This is a genomic window from Halorubrum sp. SS7, assembly GCF_005435055.1.
GTDB classification, from domain to species: Archaea; Halobacteriota; Halobacteria; order Halobacteriales; family Haloferacaceae; genus Halorubrum; species Halorubrum salinarum.
On the sequence record NZ_SGXV01000017.1, the window covers coordinates 12,700 to 34,704 of the forward strand.

19 protein-coding genes are annotated in these 22,005 nt (G+C 56.7%); 11 read left to right on the forward strand and 8 right to left on the reverse strand.

What is annotated here, in order from left to right:
* Positions 1 to 64: 64 nt before the first annotated feature.
* Together aglM and EXE44_RS13660 are read left to right on the forward strand one after the other, a co-directional pair.
* On the forward strand, positions 65 to 1,369 hold the full coding sequence (aglM, locus tag EXE44_RS13655; protein ID WP_137717609.1) for a UDP-glucose 6-dehydrogenase AglM: 1,305 nt from the start codon (positions 65 to 67) through the stop codon (positions 1,367 to 1,369).
* The gene (locus tag EXE44_RS13660) at positions 1,366 to 1,905 is read left to right on the forward strand and encodes an NUDIX domain-containing protein (RefSeq protein ID WP_394348232.1); all 540 of its coding nucleotides are present in this window, start codon (positions 1,366 to 1,368) and stop codon (positions 1,903 to 1,905) included. The genes aglM and EXE44_RS13660 overlap by 4 nt, the downstream gene beginning before the upstream one ends.
* A gap of 38 nt (positions 1,906 to 1,943) precedes the next feature.
* On the opposite strand, the gene EXE44_RS13665 is transcribed toward EXE44_RS13660, so the two are convergent.
* On the reverse strand, positions 1,944 to 2,207 hold the full coding sequence (locus tag EXE44_RS13665) for a hypothetical protein (RefSeq protein WP_137695131.1): 264 nt from the start codon (positions 2,205 to 2,207) through the stop codon (positions 1,944 to 1,946).
* A 502-nt stretch (positions 2,208 to 2,709) separates the two neighbouring features.
* Positions 2,710 to 3,078, reverse strand: coding sequence for a response regulator transcription factor (locus tag EXE44_RS13675; RefSeq protein ID WP_137706931.1), 369 nt, complete (start codon positions 3,076 to 3,078; stop codon positions 2,710 to 2,712).
* 280 nt (positions 3,079 to 3,358) lie between these two features.
* Here EXE44_RS13675 and tnpA point away from each other — a divergent pair, with 280 nt between their 5' ends.
* From tnpA to EXE44_RS13700, 5 genes are all read left to right on the forward strand, one after another.
* Positions 3,359 to 3,739, forward strand: coding sequence for an IS200/IS605 family transposase (gene tnpA / locus EXE44_RS13680; protein WP_137717610.1), 381 nt, complete (start codon positions 3,359 to 3,361; stop codon positions 3,737 to 3,739).
* Positions 3,736 to 5,010 carry an RNA-guided endonuclease TnpB family protein gene (locus EXE44_RS13685; RefSeq protein ID WP_137717611.1) on the forward strand — a complete coding sequence of 425 codons (1,275 nt, stop codon included), beginning with the start codon at positions 3,736 to 3,738 and terminating at the stop codon, positions 5,008 to 5,010. Before tnpA ends, EXE44_RS13685 begins: the two co-directional genes overlap by 4 nt.
* Before the next feature lie 469 nt (positions 5,011 to 5,479).
* The gene (locus EXE44_RS13690) at positions 5,480 to 6,391 is read left to right on the forward strand and encodes an NAD-dependent epimerase/dehydratase family protein (RefSeq protein WP_137717612.1); all 912 of its coding nucleotides are present in this window, start codon (positions 5,480 to 5,482) and stop codon (positions 6,389 to 6,391) included.
* Positions 6,392 to 6,460: 69 nt separating this feature from the next.
* Positions 6,461 to 7,024, forward strand: a complete 564-nt coding sequence (locus tag EXE44_RS13695) for a metal-dependent hydrolase (RefSeq protein WP_137706917.1) — start codon at positions 6,461 to 6,463, stop codon at positions 7,022 to 7,024.
* Positions 7,025 to 7,282: 258 nt separating this feature from the next.
* A complete protein-coding gene (locus EXE44_RS13700; RefSeq protein WP_137717613.1) occupies positions 7,283 to 8,644 on the forward strand; it encodes a hypothetical protein in 1,362 nt (453 codons plus the stop codon).
* Between the two features lie 437 nt (positions 8,645 to 9,081).
* Here the strand turns inward: EXE44_RS13700 and EXE44_RS13705 are convergent, their stop codons facing one another.
* The gene (locus tag EXE44_RS13705) at positions 9,082 to 11,169 is read right to left on the reverse strand and encodes a hypothetical protein (RefSeq protein ID WP_137717614.1); all 2,088 of its coding nucleotides are present in this window, start codon (positions 11,167 to 11,169) and stop codon (positions 9,082 to 9,084) included.
* A gap of 101 nt (positions 11,170 to 11,270) precedes the next feature.
* Complete coding sequence (locus EXE44_RS13710) at positions 11,271 to 12,425, reverse strand: hypothetical protein (protein WP_137717615.1); 1,155 nt, start codon at positions 12,423 to 12,425, stop codon at positions 11,271 to 11,273.
* 327 nt (positions 12,426 to 12,752) lie between these two features.
* Between EXE44_RS13710 and EXE44_RS13715 the strand changes: the two genes are divergently transcribed.
* Genes EXE44_RS13715 through EXE44_RS13725 form a run of 3 tightly spaced genes read left to right on the forward strand, consistent with a single transcriptional unit; the run spans position 12,753 to position 15,602 of the window.
* Positions 12,753 to 14,180, forward strand: coding sequence for a DUF58 domain-containing protein (locus EXE44_RS13715; protein ID WP_137717616.1), 1,428 nt, complete (start codon positions 12,753 to 12,755; stop codon positions 14,178 to 14,180).
* Positions 14,177 to 14,698: a hypothetical protein gene (locus tag EXE44_RS13720; RefSeq protein WP_137717617.1), complete on the forward strand. Its 522-nt coding sequence runs from the start codon at positions 14,177 to 14,179 to the stop codon at positions 14,696 to 14,698. The genes EXE44_RS13715 and EXE44_RS13720 overlap by 4 nt, the downstream gene beginning before the upstream one ends.
* Positions 14,699 to 14,729: 31 nt before the next feature.
* On the forward strand, positions 14,730 to 15,602 hold the full coding sequence (locus EXE44_RS13725) for a hypothetical protein (RefSeq protein ID WP_241988397.1): 873 nt from the start codon (positions 14,730 to 14,732) through the stop codon (positions 15,600 to 15,602).
* 46 nt (positions 15,603 to 15,648) lie between these two features.
* Here the strand turns inward: EXE44_RS13725 and EXE44_RS13730 are convergent, their stop codons facing one another.
* Genes EXE44_RS13730 through EXE44_RS13745 form a run of 4 tightly spaced genes read right to left on the reverse strand, consistent with a single transcriptional unit; the run spans position 15,649 to position 19,273 of the window.
* Entirely contained in the window at positions 15,649 to 16,638 is a 990-nt protein-coding gene (locus EXE44_RS13730; RefSeq protein WP_199233666.1) for a MoxR family ATPase, read from the reverse strand.
* Positions 16,631 to 17,740 carry a DUF4350 domain-containing protein gene (locus tag EXE44_RS13735; protein WP_137717618.1) on the reverse strand — a complete coding sequence of 370 codons (1,110 nt, stop codon included), beginning with the start codon at positions 17,738 to 17,740 and terminating at the stop codon, positions 16,631 to 16,633. The genes EXE44_RS13730 and EXE44_RS13735 overlap by 8 nt, the downstream gene beginning before the upstream one ends.
* Positions 17,741 to 18,016 carry a hypothetical protein gene (locus EXE44_RS13740; protein ID WP_137694997.1) on the reverse strand — a complete coding sequence of 92 codons (276 nt, stop codon included), beginning with the start codon at positions 18,014 to 18,016 and terminating at the stop codon, positions 17,741 to 17,743.
* A gap of 57 nt (positions 18,017 to 18,073) precedes the next feature.
* On the reverse strand, positions 18,074 to 19,273 hold the full coding sequence (locus EXE44_RS13745) for a hypothetical protein (protein WP_137717619.1): 1,200 nt from the start codon (positions 19,271 to 19,273) through the stop codon (positions 18,074 to 18,076).
* 197 nt (positions 19,274 to 19,470) lie between these two features.
* Here EXE44_RS13745 and EXE44_RS13750 point away from each other — a divergent pair, with 197 nt between their 5' ends.
* The gene (locus EXE44_RS13750; protein ID WP_137717620.1) at positions 19,471 to 22,005 is read left to right on the forward strand and encodes a PGF-pre-PGF domain-containing protein; all 2,535 of its coding nucleotides are present in this window, start codon (positions 19,471 to 19,473) and stop codon (positions 22,003 to 22,005) included.

Sequence of the window (22,005 nt, forward strand, 5' to 3'; positions counted from 1 at the left end):
GCCGATATGTATCTTTTCATCTCCGCAACCCAATCCTCTTGCTACCTCGGTGTCATCCGCCCGTATGAACGTCAGCATCATCGGCAGCGGCTACGTCGGCACGACCGTCGCGGCGTGCTTCGCCGACCTCGGTCACCAAGTCGTCAACGTCGATGTCGATCAAGAAATCGTCGACGCGATCAACGACGGCGAGGCGCCGATCCACGAAGACGGGCTTGCGGACCTCGTCGCCGACCACGCCGGCGCCAATGGCACGGGCCGACTCGAAGCAACCACCGACTACGAGGCGGTCCTCGACACTGACATAACCTTCCTCTGTCTCCCGACGCCCCAGAACGAAGACGGGAGCATCGACCTCTCGATCATGGAGGCGGCTGCCGAACAACTCGGGATGACCCTCGCCGCCAAGGACACGTGGCACACCGTGGTCGTCAAAAGCACTGTCGTCCCGGGCTCGACCGAAGACGCGATCACGCCGATTCTCGAAGTGGCCAGCGACAAGACAGCAGGCGACGACTTCGGCGTCGGGATGAATCCCGAGTTCCTGCGTGAAGGGACGGCAGTCCCCGACTTCCTCGCTCCCGACAAGGTTGTGCTCGGCGCCGACGACGAGAGCGCTCTCGCGGACATACATGAAGTCTTCGACCCCCTCATCGAGCGGAGCGACGCACCGGTCGTCGAGACGGACACCCGGACGGCCGAAATGATCAAGTACGCGAACAACGGCTTTCTCGCCGCCAAAATCAGCCTAATCAACGATATCGGAAACATCTGTAAGGAGTTCGGCATTGACGCCTACGAGGTCGCAGATGCGATCGCGCTTGACGACCGAATTGGCGAGCAATTCCTCCGCTCTGGCGTCGGCTGGGGCGGAAGCTGTTTCCCGAAGGACACGGCAGCGATTCGCGCGGCCGCACAACAACAAGACTACGAGCCGTCGATGCTCGACGCCGCGACCACGGTGAACGATCGCCAACCCACCCGGCTGCTCTCGCTCATGGACGACCACGTCGATGTCGCCGGCAAGCAGGTGGCGGTGCTCGGCCTCGCGTTCAAACCAGGGACAGACGACATCCGTAACAGCCGAGCGATCCCCGTCATCGAGGGGCTCCAGGCGCGCGGCGCCGAAATCGTCGCCTACGACCCGGTCGCGATAGAGCACATGCGCGAGCGGTTCCCCGATGTCGAGTACGTCGACACCCCCGACGCGGCATTGTCCGGGGCGGATGTTGCCCTTGTCGTGACCGACTGGGAAGAGATCACGGCCCTCAACGAGGAATTCGATGCGATGCGGACGCCCGTGGTCGTTGACGGCCGGCGGGCGATCGACCGCCGCGACGGGATCGTGTACGAGGGACTCACGTGGTGACTGACCCACAGACCGACACCGACGATGCGCACGACCGATGGATCCCCGGCGAAGAGTGGCAGACGATCGTCGCGAACGTCCCGCTCGTCTCGGTCGATCTCGTGATCGAACACGACGGTGGCGTTCTCCTCGGTAGGCGAAAGAACGAACCCGCAAAAGGCGAGTGGTTCGTGCCCGGCGGTACGGTCCGCAAAAACGAACTGCGCACTAAGGCTGTCCACCGCGTGGCCACCGACGAACTCGGAGAATCTGTCGCGATAGACGGCTGTCTCGGCACCTACGAACATCTCTACGAGACCGCGGCTGTCGACGGCGTCGAGTCGAAACACTACCTCGCGACTAGCTATCGCTGTCACTTCGATTGCGACGATCTGGAGATAGTCGGCGACGACCAACGTGTTGACCCTTGTGCTTGTAGGGGGCACACATGCTGCGAGCCCGCTTCGATACGGACTGACGGCCCACTCAGTCGTCATGAGCGGTGTCGGCGGGGTGCTACTGGTGGTGGCTGTCGTGTGTGCTGGCCTCCGGTTTGAGAACTAGTCGATCGCGATAACCACGGATAAAATCGTGCTTAGCTCGTCGACGCCGCACCCGCATCTCCGCCCGTTTGAACATTGCGTTCCTCAAGCAGCGTATCGACGATTTTGACGAGAGGAACGATTCCGGGTTCGACATCATGATCAGCCGCATAGTGAAGAAACGTCTCAATATCTCTGCGATTAAGTTCGCCGCTCGATACAGCATCCACAAGTGTTGTTTCCTCTGCTAAGACAATGTTGAGGACATCACGACAGGGCTCTGGACAATCAAACGTGCGCCTGCTGTCGGATCCCATGTGATCTATGTTACACCCAATTTATAATATAGTTTCACATATAGTTCTGGATACGATTGCGAAACTAAGCCAATGATAAGACAGTAGCCACAACCTCAGTCACTATCTTTCGCTCTACAGGTTGGCCCCTACTATGCGAGAGCCACCTAGTGGCGTCTGCTAGGCTATAAACTCGCCATCGGTTCAGGGCCGACCACCGACCCCACTCGGCTTCGGGCCCCCCTTACGAGCAAAATTTTTTGTTAAACTCGCGAGAACAGATGGTATGGCTCGCCTGGGGACACAGTCAACAAGCGCTGACCGGTAGTTCGCGTTCGCGTGGGTTGGGATGGGTATCATCATGTCGGTAGCTGTTGCGACCATTGACTTCCTCCCGCTTCCCCTAGAGGCAGTTTATGTATTTGCTGCTGGCGTCGTGTTGCGCGAGGCGCTCGGCTTAGCGTATTGGCTTGTCCAGCAGTGATCGGTCGGAGCTAGGAACGACATATTGACTGTCTAGCGCTCATACCGACTCTTCAGTCGGGCTAAGCTCCTTTTGAACCGTGTTATGGAGTTTCTCTTTGTAGAATGGTTTCGTAAGCCACGTAACCGGATCAACACGATCCGGGAGTGACTCGGGATCGCTGCCAGAGATCAGTACCACTGGCGTCGTTGACCCATTCGCACGGAGCTGGTCATACACATCCGTGCCAAGCATATCTGGCAGTTTATAATCAAGAATAATCAGATCGACAGCTGGGGTCGCCTTTCGGATCGCCTCTTTCCCTGTCTGAGCCAAGCGTACTTGATAAGCATTCATAAGATAGTGTTGGTAGAGAGATGCGAGATCATCGTTATCCTCCACGAGAAGGATAATCTTCTCAGCAGTCATAACCTGAACTAGTTAGTTCAGTATAATATATTTTTGGGTATTTTGACATTATGCCCCCCTCGAGAGCAGGTCAAGCAGACAGTAGCGTGTTCCTTGATGTCCGCCAAGAGAAGTCCGACACACCGGGCGTCACTCCGAGTACAGTTACGGAAAATACGAGGCGAAAGCCTCGCCCTTCAGGGCGGGGATGAAGCTGACCAACAGTATTCAACCGCCGACGATGGCACAGACGGGGTTCTAACGCAGTCTTTAACCCGTCGGACTGTGATAGTATGTACAGATGGCGAAGAGTACCCGTCACGCGAAATACGAACTCTACTATCACATAGTGTTCGTGCCGAAATACCAGCGTTCGCACCTGACGGGGAAGACGAAGGAACGTCTCGAAACCATCTTCACGGAAATCTGTGAGGACAAGGGCCTCGAACTGGCCGAGTCCGAGGTCATGCCCGACCACGTACACCTGTTCATCGGGAGTCCACCCAAGAACGCCCCGTCACTCATCGTCAACTGGATTAAGGGGATCTCTGCCCGCAAGTACAACCAGAGATACGACGACCGCGTGAAGTGGACTCGTTCGTACTACGTCGGAACAGCGGGAAGCGCCTCAAAGGGCGCTGTCGAACAGTACATCGCTGAACAGGAGGGTGGCGACAAATGAAGCGCGTCAACACCTTCGAAGTGGTTCCACAAACCGAGAACGACGAAGAGTGCCTTCGACGGCTCCTCGATGCGTCCGCCTCTCTGTGGAACGAATTGACCTATGAACGTCGTCAGAACTACTTCGGTGACGGCGACGTGTGGGACACGTCCGAGTACCGTGGACAGTACAACGGTGTCGTCGGAAGCGCGACCGTTCAACAGGTCACGCGCAAGAACAGCGAAGCGTGGCGGTCGTTTTTCGCCCTCAAGGAGAAAGGCGAAAACGCCAACCCACCGTCGTACTGGGGCAATGAAGAGGACGGACGCGAACTCCGCACCTACATCCGAAACGACCAGTACACGATTCAGTGGGGGAAGCGTAGCCGTCTCCAAATCCCTGTTGGGCAAGAACTGAAAGATGAGTACGGACTCGGCTACCACGAACGGCTCCGCCTCGAAGTCCGAGGCAACCCGAAGTGGGACGGCGAACAGGGTCGTCTGGAACTCGAATACGACGAGGTGAGCGACACGTTCAGGGCTTTTCAACCAGTCACCGTCCCTGATTCTCGACTGGAGTCACCACTGGCTTCTCACGAAGCCGCCCTTGACGTTGGTGCGAACAATCTCGTCGCCTGTTCCACGACCACTGGGAACCAGTACCTCTACGACGGTCGTGAGTTGTTCGGGCGGTTCCGCGAGACAACAGACGAAATCGCCCGCTTACAGTCGAAGCTCCATGAGGATCGCTCCTCCTCGAAGCGGATTCGACGGCTGTACCGACAGCGGACGAAACGCCGTGACCACGCACAGGACGCATTGGTGCGCGACCTGGTTGAACGGCTGTACGACGAGGGCGTGGCGATGGTGTACGTGGGCGATTTGACTGACGTGCTGGACACGCACTGGTCGGTCAGGGTGAATGAGAAGACGCACAACTTCTGGGCGTTCAAGAAGTTCATCCACCGCCTCGCGTGCGTCTGTGAGGAGTACGGCATTAGTGTTGAAGCCGAGTCGGAAGCGTGGACGAGTCAGACGTGTCCTGAGTGTGGCGACCACGAGGAGACGGTTCGCCACGGAGATACGTTGACGTGTTCGTGTGGCTTCGAGGGACACGCCGACCTCACAGCGTCAGAGACGTTCCTTCGAGAAAACAGCGATACGGAAGTCAGGCCGATGGCACGGCCCGTGCGATTCGAGTGGGACGACCACGACTGGTCGGGGCAACCACACCCTCACGAAAGTCCCAAAGAAGCGCGCACAAACCCGCAAGTTGCCTCCGTGGGTCGATAGCCGAATCCCCACCGGAGGAATCCTCGCGCTTTAGCGCGGGGAGGATGTCAAATTGTGTGAATGCGTGCCAATAGATTAACGTGTACCAGTCAATACAATCTGAGTAAACCAAGTGATTGCTAGGAAAGAACTATACCGAGTTACCTCTATCAATAGTTTATGTCAGAGAATCTAGACGGCCCGCGTTGTTCCTGTGGGCGGCGGATTCCACGGGGACTCTCAGCGGCAGCGCAGTGCGATCGGTGTCGAAGACAGCAGGACAAACGCCAGTAGTGGGATCACGCGTACTCTCTTCTGCGACCCGCAGTCTCTCCGGTGCCTCCTCGCGTCATAGCCTACTGTAGAGCTGAGAGTCTGACTTAGTGCGGCTTTTGTCTTTTCAGTATGCCTGAACAGCGATGGCACGACGATTGGGGGCTGTTCTTTCAATATCGCAACTCTTTCACCGAACCGTTGAGCTAAACCATGTATGGATGGCCAACGTGTCCTCGTCACGGGTGGTGCCGGGTTCATCGGCTCGAATCTCGCGAACCACCTGGCAGAACACAACGACGTGATCGCTGTCGACGACTGCTACCTCGGGACGCCCGACAACCTCAGCGATGATGTCGAGTTCGTCAACGCCTCGGTCATCGACGACGATCTCCCGACTGACGTTGACGTTGTGTTCCATCTTGCTGCCCTCTCATCCTACAAAATGCATGAGGAGGATCCCGCACAGGGCGCTCGCGTCAACGTTGAGGGATTTGTGAACACGGTCGAGCAAGCACGTCAGGACGGCTGTGATACTGTTGTGTACGCAACGACCTCCTCAATCTATGGGGATCGCACCGAACCCTCACCCGAAACCATGGCCGTCGAAGCCCGAACTGGGTATGAAGCCTCCAAACTCGCTCGCGAACGCTACGCAGAGTATTTCCACAACTTCCATGAGATGACCCTCGCTGGGATGCGCTTTTTCTCCGTCTATCAGGGCTTTGGTGGCGCTGAAAAGCACAAAGGTGAGTTCGCGAACACGGTCGCACAGTTCACCGATAAGATTGCGAACGGAGAGCGCCCGGAACTGTTCGGTGATGGCACCCAGACACGCGATTTCACACATGTCGACGACGTTGTCCGCGCGTGCGAACTTGCTGCCGACCACGAACTCCAAGGGATTTACAACGTGGGCACTGAAGAAAGCTACTCGTTCAACGAGATGGTCGAGCTGATTAATGAAGAGCTTGGGACCAACGTCGACCCTAAGTACATTGAGAATCCCCTGGATGAGTACGTCCACGATACAATGGCAGACTACTCAAAACTTCATGCGGCCACTGGCTGGGAGCCAACAATTACGTTCGAAGAGGGTGTGTCACGGGTGTGTGAACCGTACCAGTAGCCACCTCTGAGGGTCGGTTAGCTCTCTCGATCAGCGAGGCTTATTCATGTCACCTCACATCTTTCGCCTGTGCTCCCACTAGGCCATCTTGCTTTCGCGTATCTCTGGTACGCACTGTACGCGGCCACCAGCACCCATCGGCTCCCCGCTCGGCTTGCGCTGCTCCCGCTTGCGTTCGGCAGCCAATTTCCAGATCTCATTGACAAACCACTCGCGTACATTGGGGTGCTCACGTATGGTCGCTCACTCGCTCACTCGCTATTCACGTTCGCTTTGTGTACGTTCACCGTTTGGTGGCTCGCCACCTGGCTTCGTGGGCGTTGGAGTGCCGAGACGCGCCCTGAACGACTTCGAATCGTTACCCCCGCGGCGTTCGCCATCGGCTACGCAAGTCACCTCCTTGGCGACACCTACCGGTTCTTACTCTCCGGTGATCTGTGGGCCGCACGGGTTTTGCTGTATCCGCTGTTTCCCGTCCCGGAGTCTCCGGCTGACGATATTGCGCCGTGGATTCGACTCTTCGAAATTTACCAAGAAATGGGCACACATCCCCAGATTACCCTCATCGTTGTTGCTATCGTTGTGTTTGTGGGGCTTCGCGTGCGCCAGTATCTGGCTCCCTCTCAGAATTAATACGCTGAGAACCACCTGCTGTTTGAATTCGTTTTATGCGCAAACGTTCAGCAATCTCTCGTCGATGCGTTTCTAGTCACTGAGCACGTAGCTTTCCGAGACGATTTTGTATATATCGAATTTATGTAATTATGATCCGGTGGTTCTGAATTCACTAATATGTGGTATGGAAACCGATTTGCGTGTTCCGCTGAACGTAGCAAGCTAAAAAATGTCGCCACAAAAGAGATTTATATGAGCTAATACTTCCATGCCACTATGGGACAGACACCCAGCGACAGACTGGAGACAGTCGCGGATGTCGCTGCTGCGATCGAGGCTGCCGGAAACGAGATCACTGATTTGCGTGTCACTGTCGACGACGACGGCGGCCATGGCACAGCGCAGGTCTCGGTGCCGATTATCGAAGAAGATGTAGACACTGCGTGTGAGTTCGATCTCGCCGCCGCAACGCTCACTGATAGTACACTTCAGATCGAGCTTGATGTCGGCACAGAGACGCTGGAGACGACACGCGACGAGACAACCCCACCAGCGGCTGCGACAACTGAGACACCTGACGGGGACGGCGCTGACTCCCCCGCTGGCGCCGAGCAGTCGACAGCATGTGGTGAGACCTCATCGGCTGCCTCCGACTCATCACGCCCTGACAATACAGATGCCTCCGCGGGGTCGACAGATGATGAGCCCGCGCCCGCCGAGCACGATTCAACACAGTCGGAGGCTGAAGGCGCTGCCGACTCAGCACACAGCGAAGCCGCCGCTGACAGCGATGCGTCTGTAGATGCTGATTGTCCAGCGTATCGCGATCCCGACAAGCTCACAGCGGTGTACGATCCGGAGGCGACGTTCCCCGAAATGACCGATGCGCTCGGAGTGGACGTGACACCGCAAACGGTCCGGAAATATATGATTGAACATGGTATCCATGAGCCAACCTCACGGACCAGCGATACGCTTACCGAGACGCACGTGGACGGCGAAGAAGTGACGAGTGCCGAGATCCAATCTGAGCATGACGCGAAGACTCCAGACCCCGAAACTGGTGAGTCGCAGCCGACATCAGCAGAGACCGCTCCAGCCAACGAGGCACACTCACAGCCATCAGGTGGCGATACCCGGGAGGACGACACTAGTGCCCCCGAGACTTCTACACCCGAAAGGCCTGATACGGCCACTGAGTTAGTTGAATCGGAGGAGAGTGGCGCCACAGCGTCTGCCCACACAGATGACGACAAGACAGTGACGACAGAGGCACAAACCAGCGGCAACGAGGCTGCCGACACGACTGCTGATCCACCGGATGAGGCCGCCCGTGCCACTTCCACAACCACGTCGACAGCGACCGACGGTGGAACACAACCGACACTTTCTGCGGTTGAATCACTTGAACTGCCCGGTGAGGTGTCCGTGGCCGAGCTCGTCTCAGTACTCACCGACTCACGAACCGTGTATGAGGTTCGGCGAGGACTCGGCGTTGATGACACCCAGACTCGCACAATCCTGCGACAGTACGACCTGATAGATCTCGTGACCGGCCGAATCACCCAGGGGTCAGAGCCCCCAGATAGGCAGGAGGTGCTCTCGCGGCTGATCGAAGCGAGTGACCAGGCGGCGTGACCATCACCACCGGTCTTGGGCACGGCGTGGATACCACGACCAGTAATTTTACGAGATTTCTGTTGTTCTAGTCACCCATCCGATCATTATGCGAGTAGTGTGCCACGGAATACCGAGCGATGTGTCTGTAGTACACGTTGATGACGACCCTATGATTGTGGCTCTGGGGGTGATGTATCTTGAACAACAGGATGACCAAATTATAGTGACAATAGCGACGACGGTTTCAGATGCGTTAGACCACACCTCACCACCCACAGATTGGCGTGGTCTCTAACTATGAACTGCCGGTGATGGACGGTATTGACGTACTCAATACGGTGCGTGCGAGGTTTCCAGACCTCCTAATTATTTTGTCCACTAGAAACAGAAACGAAGGGGGTTGCGTGTGGGATACTCACCTGTTGGAAGTCCCCGCTGGATATTGACCAATCCAGCTAGTCGTCACTAACGGACGCACCGTCTGATGCCGAATCGAATCCTGCCGTGGCTGAAGGCAGTATCCCAATGACCGTTTGCGCAGTCTCAACAGAGACTGAGTCAGGAGCAAACGTCGCTTGCTCGTACGCGGTGGTGAGCTGATACACTTCTGTGGCCTCAGCGTGATCTTTCTGGTACTGCTCATACAACTCCCAATGTGTCTGCGGGGCGTCTGTAACAACCTCTGCTGCGTGAGCTCTGAACGCGGCGTACGCAAGCTGGACAGCCGCATCTGGATCACCCGCATCAAGCGCCATCTGTGCACGGTCGATGAGAGAGGTCTCAGCCGGCCCCCTGCTGTCATCACGTGTCGCGGCGACTGCGGGCTCTCCGGTCTGTGTCTCTGCTGGTGTCGGGGATGCCAACTGTGTCGTCGCTGTTCCCCCCAGTTGGCTGCGGAGCTGTGTCCAAACTGCTCCGTCTCGCCAGCGACTCACGAGCAGGCTACCTCCACCCAGTAGGATGAGTATTCCGCCAACAAGTGCCGGGCGACGAACCGGACTCGTCGACGCAATTGGCAGTGTCTGCTCTGCTGTACTGCCTTCGAGACTACTTCCGGTGGGAGCAAACTGAACGGTGAGTGTTTGGCCTTCCGCAGCAATGGTAGCCCGATCGATGGTGGTTTGATACTGTCCAGTCGCGTCTGTCTCAACAGTTTCAACGGGTGTATCCCCGAGGTGGAGCTGTAGGGACCGACCCGCCAGCGGTTCGCCTGCGTCGGTTGTAAGTCTCCCAGCAACCGACACGTTCTGCGTCTCCTGCTCGTCAGCGACCGTCTCAACTGAGAGTGAGGTCGGTGTCGAGACGACGGTTAGTGGAACGGTTGTGTTCGACGGTCCCAGAATCAGGTCCTCGGTAGCAAGCGCAACCCGAAGTGTCGTCTCACCAGGAGGGATTCGCTCGGGAAGCACTGCTTGAACGACAAAGCCGCCATTGGTTGTGGTCTCCGTTCTCGTCAGTTGCTCACCAGCAACCTGTACTGTGATCGGCAGTCCTGCGGTTGACCGGGCGTCCACACCAGTGATATTGATATATCCGGAGACATCCACCGAATCTCCAAAGCGCGCTGTCGTGGTTGCGTTTGTCACCGTAATCGAAGTCGCTGATTGTCCACGAACTGCGATGGGTGTAGTCGCCGTGCTTGACAGATACGGTGCTGCCGGCTCCGGCGTATATGTCGCCGTGAGCGTGGACGCATCCGATGCCACGACGAGTGGCTGATACGTCGTTGTATACGTGCCATTTGCGTCGGTGTCGGTGGTAATTGTATCCTCACCAATTCCAACTTGGATCGTGGCGTTTGCGATTGCCGTCCCGTTGGCTGCCGTCAGTCGCCCACGCACCGTTGTTGGCTCTGCCGCTGACAGGTTCGAGCGCGCCGGCCGGACAGTGAGATTCGTTTCGGTAAATTCACGGGTCGCCACGGCGGCAGCCGCTTGTGTGAGCCGCCGTTGGCTCGTGTTGAGTGCGTCCTGTGCGGGGTCAAAGTTTAGATTGGTCTGTGTTTCGAGTTGGTCGTACTGCTGGACAAGGGTCGTCGTACTCTGGTTTAGTTCGCTCGCATTTTGAACCAGATCCCGCGCGAGTGCGCGTGCTTCTTCCTGGTTCCCGTTCTCAACAGCCTGCTGATAAGCGGTAGCCGTCTGGTTGAGTTGCTGGGCCGACGCAATGATCTCACGCTGCTGCTCGCGCGTGAGATTGAACTGTTCTGCTGTCTCCTCGAGGTCGGTACCGGCGGCGACAGTGGCATACTGCTCTAATATGACATCATACTCGTCGCCGATGAGGGTACGCCCCTCCTCGTACTCCTCATTACTAGTGGCAATAGCACTCGCGTTGAGTCGGGCTGCAAGCTGCCGAGCCAGGTACGTCCCAACTTGCTGGCTGTCGCCGCTCTCAGACACTTCGGTTGGGTTCTGATGTGACGGCGTAGTGTTCGTGTCTGTCGAATTGAGTGGCTCGGGAGCAGGTGTTGTCGCACTCGCGGTGACCGCAAGTCCACTCACGAGAATGATCGTGGCCAGGATGAGTGCGAACCGACGCATACGAGCCGACACAGTTGCCCTCTAATGGCGACCATATTAAAAAGCGCGACGACGAACGCCCACAGCTAACCGTTCGGCTGCTGGTCAGATCTCGGTTGTTATCACACAAACGTAATGGCAATTGGCACGGCATCCATTACGAGGATGCCAAACAGCCCTTGTCGTTTGATCGGCCATGTTGGGGCATCTCGGAGCGATTCCCACGCTGGAGCGGACACGTCTAGGTCAGCGAAGTCTTGTCGTGGCTGTTGGTCGTCCCCCTTTGTCTCTCGTTGGAGCTCTTCGATCCGCTTCTGGCGTCCGTCTTCCATTTTTTGATGAAGACGCCAAAACGAGTGATACAGCCAGAACAACGCTAACGCGGCATACGCGGCAATCGGGCCGATATACAACACTACCCACGTGAGGCCCAGCAGCGTTGGCTCGATCCCATCCGCGGGAATATTAAGCACCCCTTCAGCGTAAAACCGATACGCAACGTAGCCTCCAGCGATCACCAATATCACGTTGACACGAGTTGCAAACCGACCGAAATCACGAAAGCCACCATGATCGTCGGGATGGAATGGCTGATATGTGAGGATATCTCGCTGGAGAAGGTCCGTAAATTTGTACACCAACAGAAACACGTCATACAGCATCGCGATCACAAACAGTGTTACAATGGCATAGACCACATACGCAATCTCACCCCATCCGGCCCACGGGCTCACAATAACTGGCAACAGTAGTGGGCCCAACGCAACAACGAGCGCAAACGCCACTGATCGTGATATCGCTATCGGCCCAACAGTGAGCGTATCACCTAATACGGTCGTAAGTTCGGCATAAAACTCGTCATACGCCGGTTGCGAGACAATACTGCTGTCTTTCAGTTGAGTAAATAGATTCTCAGTTTTGAGCGCCAATCCATCATAGACGAGGTGTCCGGCAACCAAGACAAACAAAAAGTAGCCGGCTTGAACAGTTAGCGCAGGGTCAGCACCGCCTCCATCCACTGTCACTGCCCTGTAGACCGCGTAGGCTGTTCCAGCTACCAGTGGAAGCGCTGTTGCGAAAAATACCACCCCCCGATACATCCCAGAACCACGTATCCCGGATGTCACCAGCCGGTAGACGAGATACGCCCACACCAACCCAACTCCAATCGCACCCACGAGAACCGCACCGCTGCGGGGTGTGAGCTGTGGGAACATAAGCTGAACCTCTCCGGTTCCAACACTTCGGGCCAAATTAATACCAAAATACAGTACCATTGAGACTCCCAAGAATGTTGGTAGGTGCCGAAGCAGCTGTCGTGTACTGCCTGTGGTAAACTGTACTGCTGGTCGATCGTGGTCTCCTGACGTCGTGGATTCGCTTCCCGGATCGAACGGCCAGACGGCACACGAGCGGTAGAAGGGGCCACTGTCGTCGGTCCATCGTTCCCACTGTGACTGTTGTGCCAACTCCGTATCCTCGTCAGTCATAGTTCAGTTAGACTACAGCTTTGAGTTTCAACTTTATGGCCACTCCCATGAGCGGCACCCACCACAAGAACCGAGAAGCCAAGTTTCAATTTGCCCCGCACTGAGACAGAGGTAATGGAGGTCACTGAGCAGTGGTGGACGCTTGCGAGCGCCGGCCTGCTGCTAGTCGGCCTCGGAGTCCTCGCAGACCAACTTGTGTTTCTTGCTGCCGCAGCGGGCCTTGGTGCGTGGCTACTTGGGGCAGCGATCACCGCTAGCCAATCGTTTGCTGCTCAGCAACGCCAGCTCACGATCGAGTACACACTTGCCACCACCGAGATCTTTGTCGACACAGCGGCTGAGCTCACGCTTCGTGTATCCCGTCCCCCAGAGACGGCACAGGAACCAATCGTTATCGACGCTGAACTCCCACCCGGCATCTCGGCTGAGACTGAATCACCGTCTGTCGCGCTTCAGGCTGGAGAGACAACCCAGACAACAACCTGTACGATTTCATCATCAGTTGTTGGTCGGTTTGAGTTCCCACCAGCAACCATCTCGATCGGGGACCGCTACCAGTTATACAAGGTGGCGCTCCCGTACACGGAGACCCCCACGCTCACCGCTCAACCCCACACGCCAGAGCTCCATATCGGTCAAGGCGGAACCGGCGTCCAAAGCGCGTATGGCCAACACCGCTCAGATCGTCCCGGGCCGGGCGTGACAACCCGGGAGCTGCGTGAGTATGTGCCGGGCGACGACGTCCAACAGATTGACTGGAACGCGACGGCTCGCCTTGGAGAGACATATGTCCGTGAAACGGAGGGAGAAACCGATCGGCGGACGCTTCTCATTGTCGACCATCGCAATCGAATGGCTACTGGAACCGATGGCGGGACGATGCTTGAATACGCGCGTGAAGTGGCTGGTGGGATCGCACAGACGGCCGCCGAACACGGTGACCCACTTGGGTTCCGTGCGGTTGGTTCGCAAGGGATTACAACACAGATCACAGCGGGGACAACGCCACAGACGTACTCCCGGATTGAGTCAGCACTGTATTCTCTCCAGCTAACAGCCGAGACGAGTACAGAGGGAACCCGGTCGGCACCCCAAGCACGCCGGCTTGCCACCCGGCTTGACGGCGATACGAGCCGCTTTGGGACCGTCCTCGGCGCATACGTCGGGGATCAAACACAGTACGTCCAGCGCTTCAGGGCTGACCCGCTTGTGAGTACCGTTCGTCAAGTACACGCAAACGGTGGGGGTGAAGGACTCATTGTGATCGTCACCAGCGATAAGGATCCGGTAAAACTCCAAGAGGCAGTCAAAACAGCCATCCACGGTGACAGTCGGATTTTGGTATTTATTACACCGCACTGTCTGTTCGAGCCGCCAGCACTCTCCGATCTGGACGCGCTGTATGAGCGGTATCGCGAGTTCGAAGAGGTTCGGCGTGACCTCGAGCGGCATCCTCGGGTCAGTGCGTTTGAGGTGGCACCCTCCTCACGTATCCAGCAGGTCCTTGCGCACCGACAAGCAGCAGCAATCAGCACACAATGACAGAGCACACACCCGAGCTACCATATCCAGACGACCCTGCCTCCTTTAATCTGTGGGCCCGTGACTGGGGCAGCGCACTCGGGCTCAGCCTCGTTGCGGTCGCGCTAGTGAGCGCATCAGCGTCGCTACCTATTGTCTCACTGGCGGTCCTCGGCGCTGCGGGGGTCGTGCGATCCGCACCGTTCGCGTTCGTGCTCGGACAAGTCGCGCTTATCCCTGTACTGAGTAGTATCTCGCCGCTCGCGGGCGTCGCCCAGCTTGGCCTTCTCGCCGTCCTGACAGAACCTGCCCGGTCGCCGCATGATATAGTTACGTTGGTCGTAACCAGCATCAGCTGGGCCGCTCTTCTAGCACTCGTGGTGGGTATACGTGAGCAAGGGGTGTTCGTTACAGGCGGGCTACTCACCCTCGCTGTCGGGGCTGGCATATACGTCACGTATCGAGTCACGCTCGTCCGTCTCAATCTTGTTACGCCCGCCGAGCCAGCAGACGAGTCAAACCTGAAAACACAAGGATGATTGATACAGACATGAATCGGAGGACACCGTGATGGCTCACTCTGGCGGCACCGAGTCTGAACACTCACCGGTATCTGATGAGTCGGCGTCCACAGCCGACACGTCAGAACCACTCCAGACCCGCGTGGCGGTGCTTGAAGCTAAAAACAGACAGCTCCGCGAGGAGTATGCTCGCGCCCGCCAGACCACGTACCGCCGAACCGCAGTGAGTCTCTTACTTGTTGGGTTGGTTGCTGTTGCTGGCGGTGTTGTGTTTACTGACGCTCGCACCGTCCTGTTCGCACTTGGTGGCACAGGCGTCTTTGCCGGCGTGCTTACGTACTTCATCACTCCCGAGCGCTTCATCTCAGCGCAGATTGGTGGGCAAATTTTTGAGGCGGTTCGTGCCGACCGTGAAGCAACGATTGATGAGTTAGGGCTGCGGGGGGAGCCAGTGTACATCCCGGGAGAGGCGGTCCGGCTGTTTGTCCCGCGAGACGCAGATGCGCCACTCCCCGGATTAGCGACCGATCTCGATTTGTTTGTCGTGCCTGAAGACCCCACGACAGGTGGCGTTGCGTTTCATCCAACGGGGGTGCCCCTGTTCGAGGAGTTCTCAGATACGATCGATCAGTCGCTTGGCCCCCGCCCACAGTCGGCTGCGCCAGTCATTGCTGATGCGTTGGTTGAGGTGTTTGAACTCGCTGATACCGCTGAGTCGGCAGTCGATACCGACACCCAGCGCATCACGTTTGAGATCAGTGGTGCCGGGTTAGGTGACCCGACAGCTATTGATCACCCGATTTCCTCATTTCTTGCCGTCAGTCTCGTTGAGGCTCTCGCTGAACCTGTTGAGGTTACGGTCACGGCGGATGACCCGCTTACGGTGACCTGTCGATATGGCCGCGACGAAGACACAACTTAACTAGTGGGTGCCGCTGGCACCTGTTTTCGCCAGTTGAGATTGCGTCTCATTCGCCAGCGACTGCCTGCTCGTCTGTCTCAGCAAACGTTGTGTCGGCGCTTGGCGGCGTCACATCCGCAAGTATCTCGTCAATAATCGCAGACACAGATTCGTCAGCGAGTTCAGCATCAGTTGTGCGGATCACACGGTGCTTGAGCACAGGTGCGGCGAGTGATTTGATATCGTCTGGAATCACGTATTCACGCCCCTGAATCGCAGCCCGAGCCTTGCCAGCGCTCAAGAAGGCGAGCGTTGCCCGCGGGGACCCACCGTGTTGTAACATCGGTGACGCCCGTGTGGCCGCCACGAGATCCAGAATGTACTCTTTGACCGGCTCAGCGATGTAGACCTCACTGACAGCATCGCTTGCGTGCTGGAGTGTCTCCGGTTCGATGACCTGTTCAACCGCTGACGGACCAAGACCGGGCGCCGTATCAAACCGATCGAGTACCTTGCGCTCACCAGCCCGGTCAGGAATCTCAACCGTGTATTTCAGCTGGAAGCGGTCACGTTGGGCCTCTGGAAGTTCGAAGACTCCCTCCATCTCAATTGGGTTCTGCGTCGCAATCACCATGAACGGCGCCGGCAGATCGAGTGTGTCGCCGTCGATGGTGACCGTTGACTCCTCCATCGCTTCAAGCAGCGCACTCTGTGTCTTTGGCGTGGCCCGGTTGATCTCGTCGGCTACAACCAGATTTGCGAAGACGGGCCCCTTTTTGAGCTGGAACTCACCAGTCGCCTGCTGGTAGACGTTCGTCCCGACGACGTCAGCGGGCACCATATCGGGCGTCATCTGAATCCGGCTATATGAGAGTCCAGATGCCCGTGCAAAGGCGTTAGCGATCGTTGTCTTTGCGACGCCCGGAACACCCTCTAAGAGAAGATGGCCATCAGTAAGTAGCGCGATTGTCAGGCCTTCAAGCACCTCCTCATTGCCGACGATAACATCACCAACTGCCTCACGGAGCGTTTCGTACAGCGCCTCGGGGCTACTCATCGTGTTCGTCTCGTGACCGCTCAGATAAAACAGCTGTCATCACCTGTTGAAGCTGCGGCTCATCGAGATCAGGGTACTTCTCATTCAGTTCTGATCGGAGCGCGTCTGCGTCAAGCTCAACCGATTGTCCGCTCTTGGAGCGGTCCCAGACCCACCGCGGAAGGAGTGACAGCACACGCACTGGTAGCAGCGTCTCCACAGCGCTACTGACTGTACCCTCACGGACACGGCGCCATATCAGCAGCCACACACCGAGTGTCGCGAGGCCCCCACCAACTTGGAGAAGCGGTGATGTCCGAAGTAGTACCAGCGCGCGCGCAAGCGGCGGTTGCGCGCCTGCGTGTGAATAATCAAGAATCGCTCGTTCATGAGTGTCGATGAGTTGTGTCGCAAAGACATGGTTATCGGGCTGTGTCAACATCGAATTGATGAAGATACTGGGGTCGCTGATAGTAATGACCTGGCCCCCTTCGATAGACTCGGATGCGACAACAGGATACGCACCGAGTTCATCGCCAGCCGAGAGACTCCCTGTGGCATTCCGATCCAGATAGGCAAGCTCAGAACTTGTCACAACTGGAGTGGCATTCCCCGGCTCAACCGCAGTAGCTCCATTGAGCGTGAGTTGTGAGACATTCTGGGTGTACGGCGCTGCCGTTACATTCGGTGCGAGCGGGAGTGACGGCCCGCGGTAATACTCTCGTTCATCCCGGAGTTGGAGTCGGCTGAAGCGTGCGTCTGCGCCGATCGACGCAAGGAGTGGGTTGCTGTGTGGGCCGAAGTCATCAGCAATGACAACGGTTCCACCTCGCTCAACGAAATTTCGGATACGTCGTGATTCAGTGGCTGAATACGGCTCTGTGGGTGCCAGAATGATCGCAACGGTGTTTGTCGCATTCGCTGTTTCGTATGGTGTTGTCTCGAAGACGATCCGGCTGTCTGGGCGCTCCTCAATGAGCGTCCGGAACTCACTTGTCCCGTCCCACTGGGAGTTGTATGCCCCAAACGAGGCTGTCGAGGTGCTCGCGGCAAAAATAAGCACACCTGCGAGAAGTCCGATGAGGACATATAATACGAGTCGTGGCAGTGGTGGCGTTCGCATTTAGAAGGTCCCCTCTGGTAGAATTTCGATAATGCGGCGGATGACAATATAGCTGAACCCCGCAAGGCCCGCGAGGATCACTGGAAAGAGTCGTCGTCGCCACTGCGGTGTGACATTGAACGGGGCAGTAAGCTCAACAACCACGAGTAGGCCAATGAGGGACACAACAAAGAATAACTCTAGTTCTAAGGCGTTGAGGGCGGTCAATAGAAGAATTACACTCACCATCCACGCAACGAGTGCGTACACAAACCGCCGCCGTTTTTCAAGTGCCATTGATTCAGTACGACCTGAACATGTGTAGTGTTCGGTTAATTCTCTTCGTATCGGATTTTAGGTGGCTCGTCTGAATCGGCGGAGTCCACCACCACATACAACAGTTAATAACAGCACTTGGACGGCGTACAGTGGCGTACTCTCATCAGTCTCTCCTGATGACACAGATCCATCGTTCGGTGTGATAGTTCCGTCACTGCCATTTCCAGTTGCGTCTGAGGAGCTACCAGACCCAGAATCGTTTGCTCCCGTGTCTGTCCCGTTTGTGTTGGTTGAGTCTCCATCTGTGCTGTCGGAGTCGCCTGTGCCGTTGGAGCCATCGGTACTGTTGGAGTCGTCTGTGCCGTTGGAGCCATCAGTACTGTTGGAGTCGTCTGTGCCGTTGGAGCCATCAGTACTGTTGGAGTCGTCTGTGCCGCCCTCACCACCTGTCGACCCACCGGGACTACCACTGTCTCCACTATCGTCACCTGATGACCCCGTATCTGTACTGTCGCCATCAGACTCCTGTGTTGAAGCCACGGTCAGCGAGTGTGCGTCACTCAATCCGATGAGTGACGGGCGTCCATTCACCGTCTCTCCACCACGGACACGTACTTGGACCTGATACTCACCCTCATCAAGTGAGGGAAGCGTGCCCTCGTATTCGTTTGTCGCAGTGTTCTCGAGGGTGGTTGAGAGCTCCTCATCGTCATTCCAGACAGTCAGGTTAACCCTCTCAACTGTCGTTGCTTCTAGTGTGGTAAGCGATACGGCTACGGGGACGGTCTCAGATGGTGCCACATCGGCATTCGATGGGGTGGAACTGTTGATCTGTATCGAGGACACGTCGTGTGAGGCGATGACGACCGGTAACACCGCCTTTACAAGTTGCTCATTCGGATCCCAGATGTTGACAGCATAGCTGCCTGGGGACTCCGGACCGGCATCAAAGTCGTATGTGGTTTCAGCCCCATCTGTTGCCTTATCATCAATAATACGCCGGTCTGAATTGCGGAATTGAATAAAGTACGTCTGCTCATCTGGGTCTGGGACGGTAGCTGTCCCCGTGAGTGCCGCATCGGGCTCAACCACTGCGGTCTGTCGGACTGTGAGTTCACCGTCGGTAAATTGGTTTGAAACCGTTTGTGGAGGGGTAGTGACTGTTGACTCTGACTCTAATGAGAACTCAGCGGGCGACTGACCAGCAACACCGAGCGTCCCGACCGCAACCACAATACATAAAAAAACAGCGAGGAGGGCATACCGGGTTTTCATGTCCTAATTGGATAGATAGAACCGTATCAGTTTTGTGATCACATCGGAATCGAGGTAAAAGCCAACTCGTCATGGGCGAGAAAGAGTGACACTCCTGAAAAAAGAGCGTTCACGGTGACCGGTATTTCAGGTGAAGCTAATTCATAATCGTCCGACAGGTAGGAAAGATATAAACCGAATGCCAAAAATTACTATCCATGACACGTCCAGCGAGACAGATCGTACTCGCTATTTTATTCAGCCTCATCATGATTACCTCACTGATGGGGCCGTTCGTCGGGGGAGCGCTTGCCGCAACGAGCGGCGCCACGCACACGGGAACGCCGGCCGCAGTTCAGCCAGGGGATCCAGTGGCTACTCACGACGTTGAAACCGTAAACATCACCGATGAGTTAGCTGTTTGGGAACGAGCCCCGCTTCGGCCTGCGGTCGTTGATCGGAGCAACGCAGTCACGGCAGTCGACAGCCAAACGGTATTTCTAGAAACACAGAGCGAGCTCGCTGAAATCCAAACTTCACAAGAAGGAGTATTTCAGCAGGGGGCACAGGTTTCCTTCGAGTTAGCCCCACAGACTGCGGCGGATACGGCTCAGTTCTCTGGAGACGAATTCAAGGTCCTTGTTACTCGGATCGATGCGGAGCGAGATACGACAGAGGTGTTCCTTGACGCTCAAAATGTCACGGTTGAAGAAGTTGAGCGAGCGCTCGAAGACGTCGATGGGTACGACGACTTTAATCAGACTGTCCAAGATCAAAACGAGGTGCGGTTCGGGACAGTTCGTGACTTCTTCGATGGGACTGAGGAGTTCGAGCAGTTTGCCGACTCGTTCGAAGCGAACCAGACACTGACGACAGAGCGGTTTGAGCAAGCACTTACTTCTGAAGAGTTCTTGAATCTCACCGAATTCAGTACTACATCTGGAGGCGTGATTGACGCCACCGGGAACGCGGAAGCGACTATTAACCTCGACGAGGCAGGGACGTACCTTTTAATCGGCCATGTTGGTGGCGAGGTGTATGAAGCAGGCGATGATCGGCCGTTCTTCAACGGAACGACCGCCCTCTCAGTTGATGCTGTCACTGCTCAAGAAGCGGCATCGACAATTGATGTCGCCACGACAAATGGTGAGGTTGAAGCAGGTACCAATGTCTCCGTAGATGCGACGGCTAACCTTGCTGCTGACGGCAACGTTTCACACGCCGTCGTCGTGATGGACGAGAGTACGTTTAGTCAAAGTTCCAGTCGGATTATCATCGACGATGAGTTCTCGCGTGATCTACGGACTGGTAATGTCACAGTCAACTCGTCAATCGCCGAGATTCAGGGTGTTGCGAACGTCGCGCCAAATGTCAGAATCTCTGGTACGGAGATTGCGTCTGACCGCTTCTCAGGCACCGTGAGTACTGAGGAGCAAGCGAGCAGCTTCTTTGATATTCGGAATGCGATTGTCGATGGATTCGACGTTCGCGACCAGGCTGGTGACGCAGCCACGTTCAACGCTGTTGGTGATACAACACTTAATGCCTCGATGACCGCCATCGGGAACGCCACTGGAGAGGAGACGATCGAGGTTGAGACGCTTGATGCGTGGGAGACTGGTGAGTATACTGTGCTCCATATTGCCGCTGATCAAGAAGACGGCAACATCAGCACGAGCCGGACCACCGTCGACATCGTCGATAGTATCGATACGAGTCCCGGCCCCGGTCCAGGTCCAGGTCCCGGCCCCGGCGATGATGATGACGACGATGATCCCAGTGATCCCGACGACGAACCTGCTGATGACGAGCCACCAGAGGTCGTCGAACCAGCGCCCGAGGATCTCACGATTGTTGAGCGCGACGGCGGTGCGGCAGTCACGGTCCAAAACATCCGCGCGAATACGCCGACCCGGTTCGGTGTCGGCCGGAACGTGTCCCGGAACGGGGCCTCAGTCCGGAACTTCACGGTGAATCTCGCACAGGATCGCGACACCTTCTCCGTGAACGTCTCGACGAGTGACGATCCGCCGGAAACGGCACCGCCGGTTGAGACTGGCACCCCCTTCACGTACGTCGACGTGGACGCAGGGAACCTCACCGATGAGGACTACAACAGTGTTGAGTGGGACTTCACGGTTGACCCCGAGCGGCTTGAGGAAAACGACGTGGATCCGGAAAACGTCCAACTCCAGCGGTACAACGAGACACGGGGTGCGTGGGAACGCTTCGAGACGACGCACCGCGGCAATGGCGAGTTCGTGGCTGAGGTGCCTGGCTTCTCCACGTTCGCAATCACGGCAGTTGAGCCCGCCTCACTTTCGGTCACCGAGGCTAGCCTCAGCGCAACCGAAGTTACGGTCGATGAGGCGTTCGATGTCGTAGCGACGGTCGAAAATACCGGTGATGAGACCGGAGAAACCGAGCTGGAAGTGCTCGTTGACGGAGACGTCGTTGAGACGCGAACGGTGACCATTGATGGTGGTGAAACCACGGAGGAAACATTTGAGGTGAGCGTCGCCGAAGCAGGTGACTTCGAAGTCACCGTCAACGCGGTCAGCGCCGGTGATGTCTCTGTGGTGAGTGCCGATACAGATGGCACCGACGGTACTGACGGTACCGATGGGACCGATGGTACTGGTGGGGATGACGGCGATGACGGCGGGAACATCGGCATCGCTCTCGTTGCCCTCCTGTTTGGCCTTCTGATTGCCGGCGGGTTCATCTACTACTTCGTCAATGAGCAAGAGTAG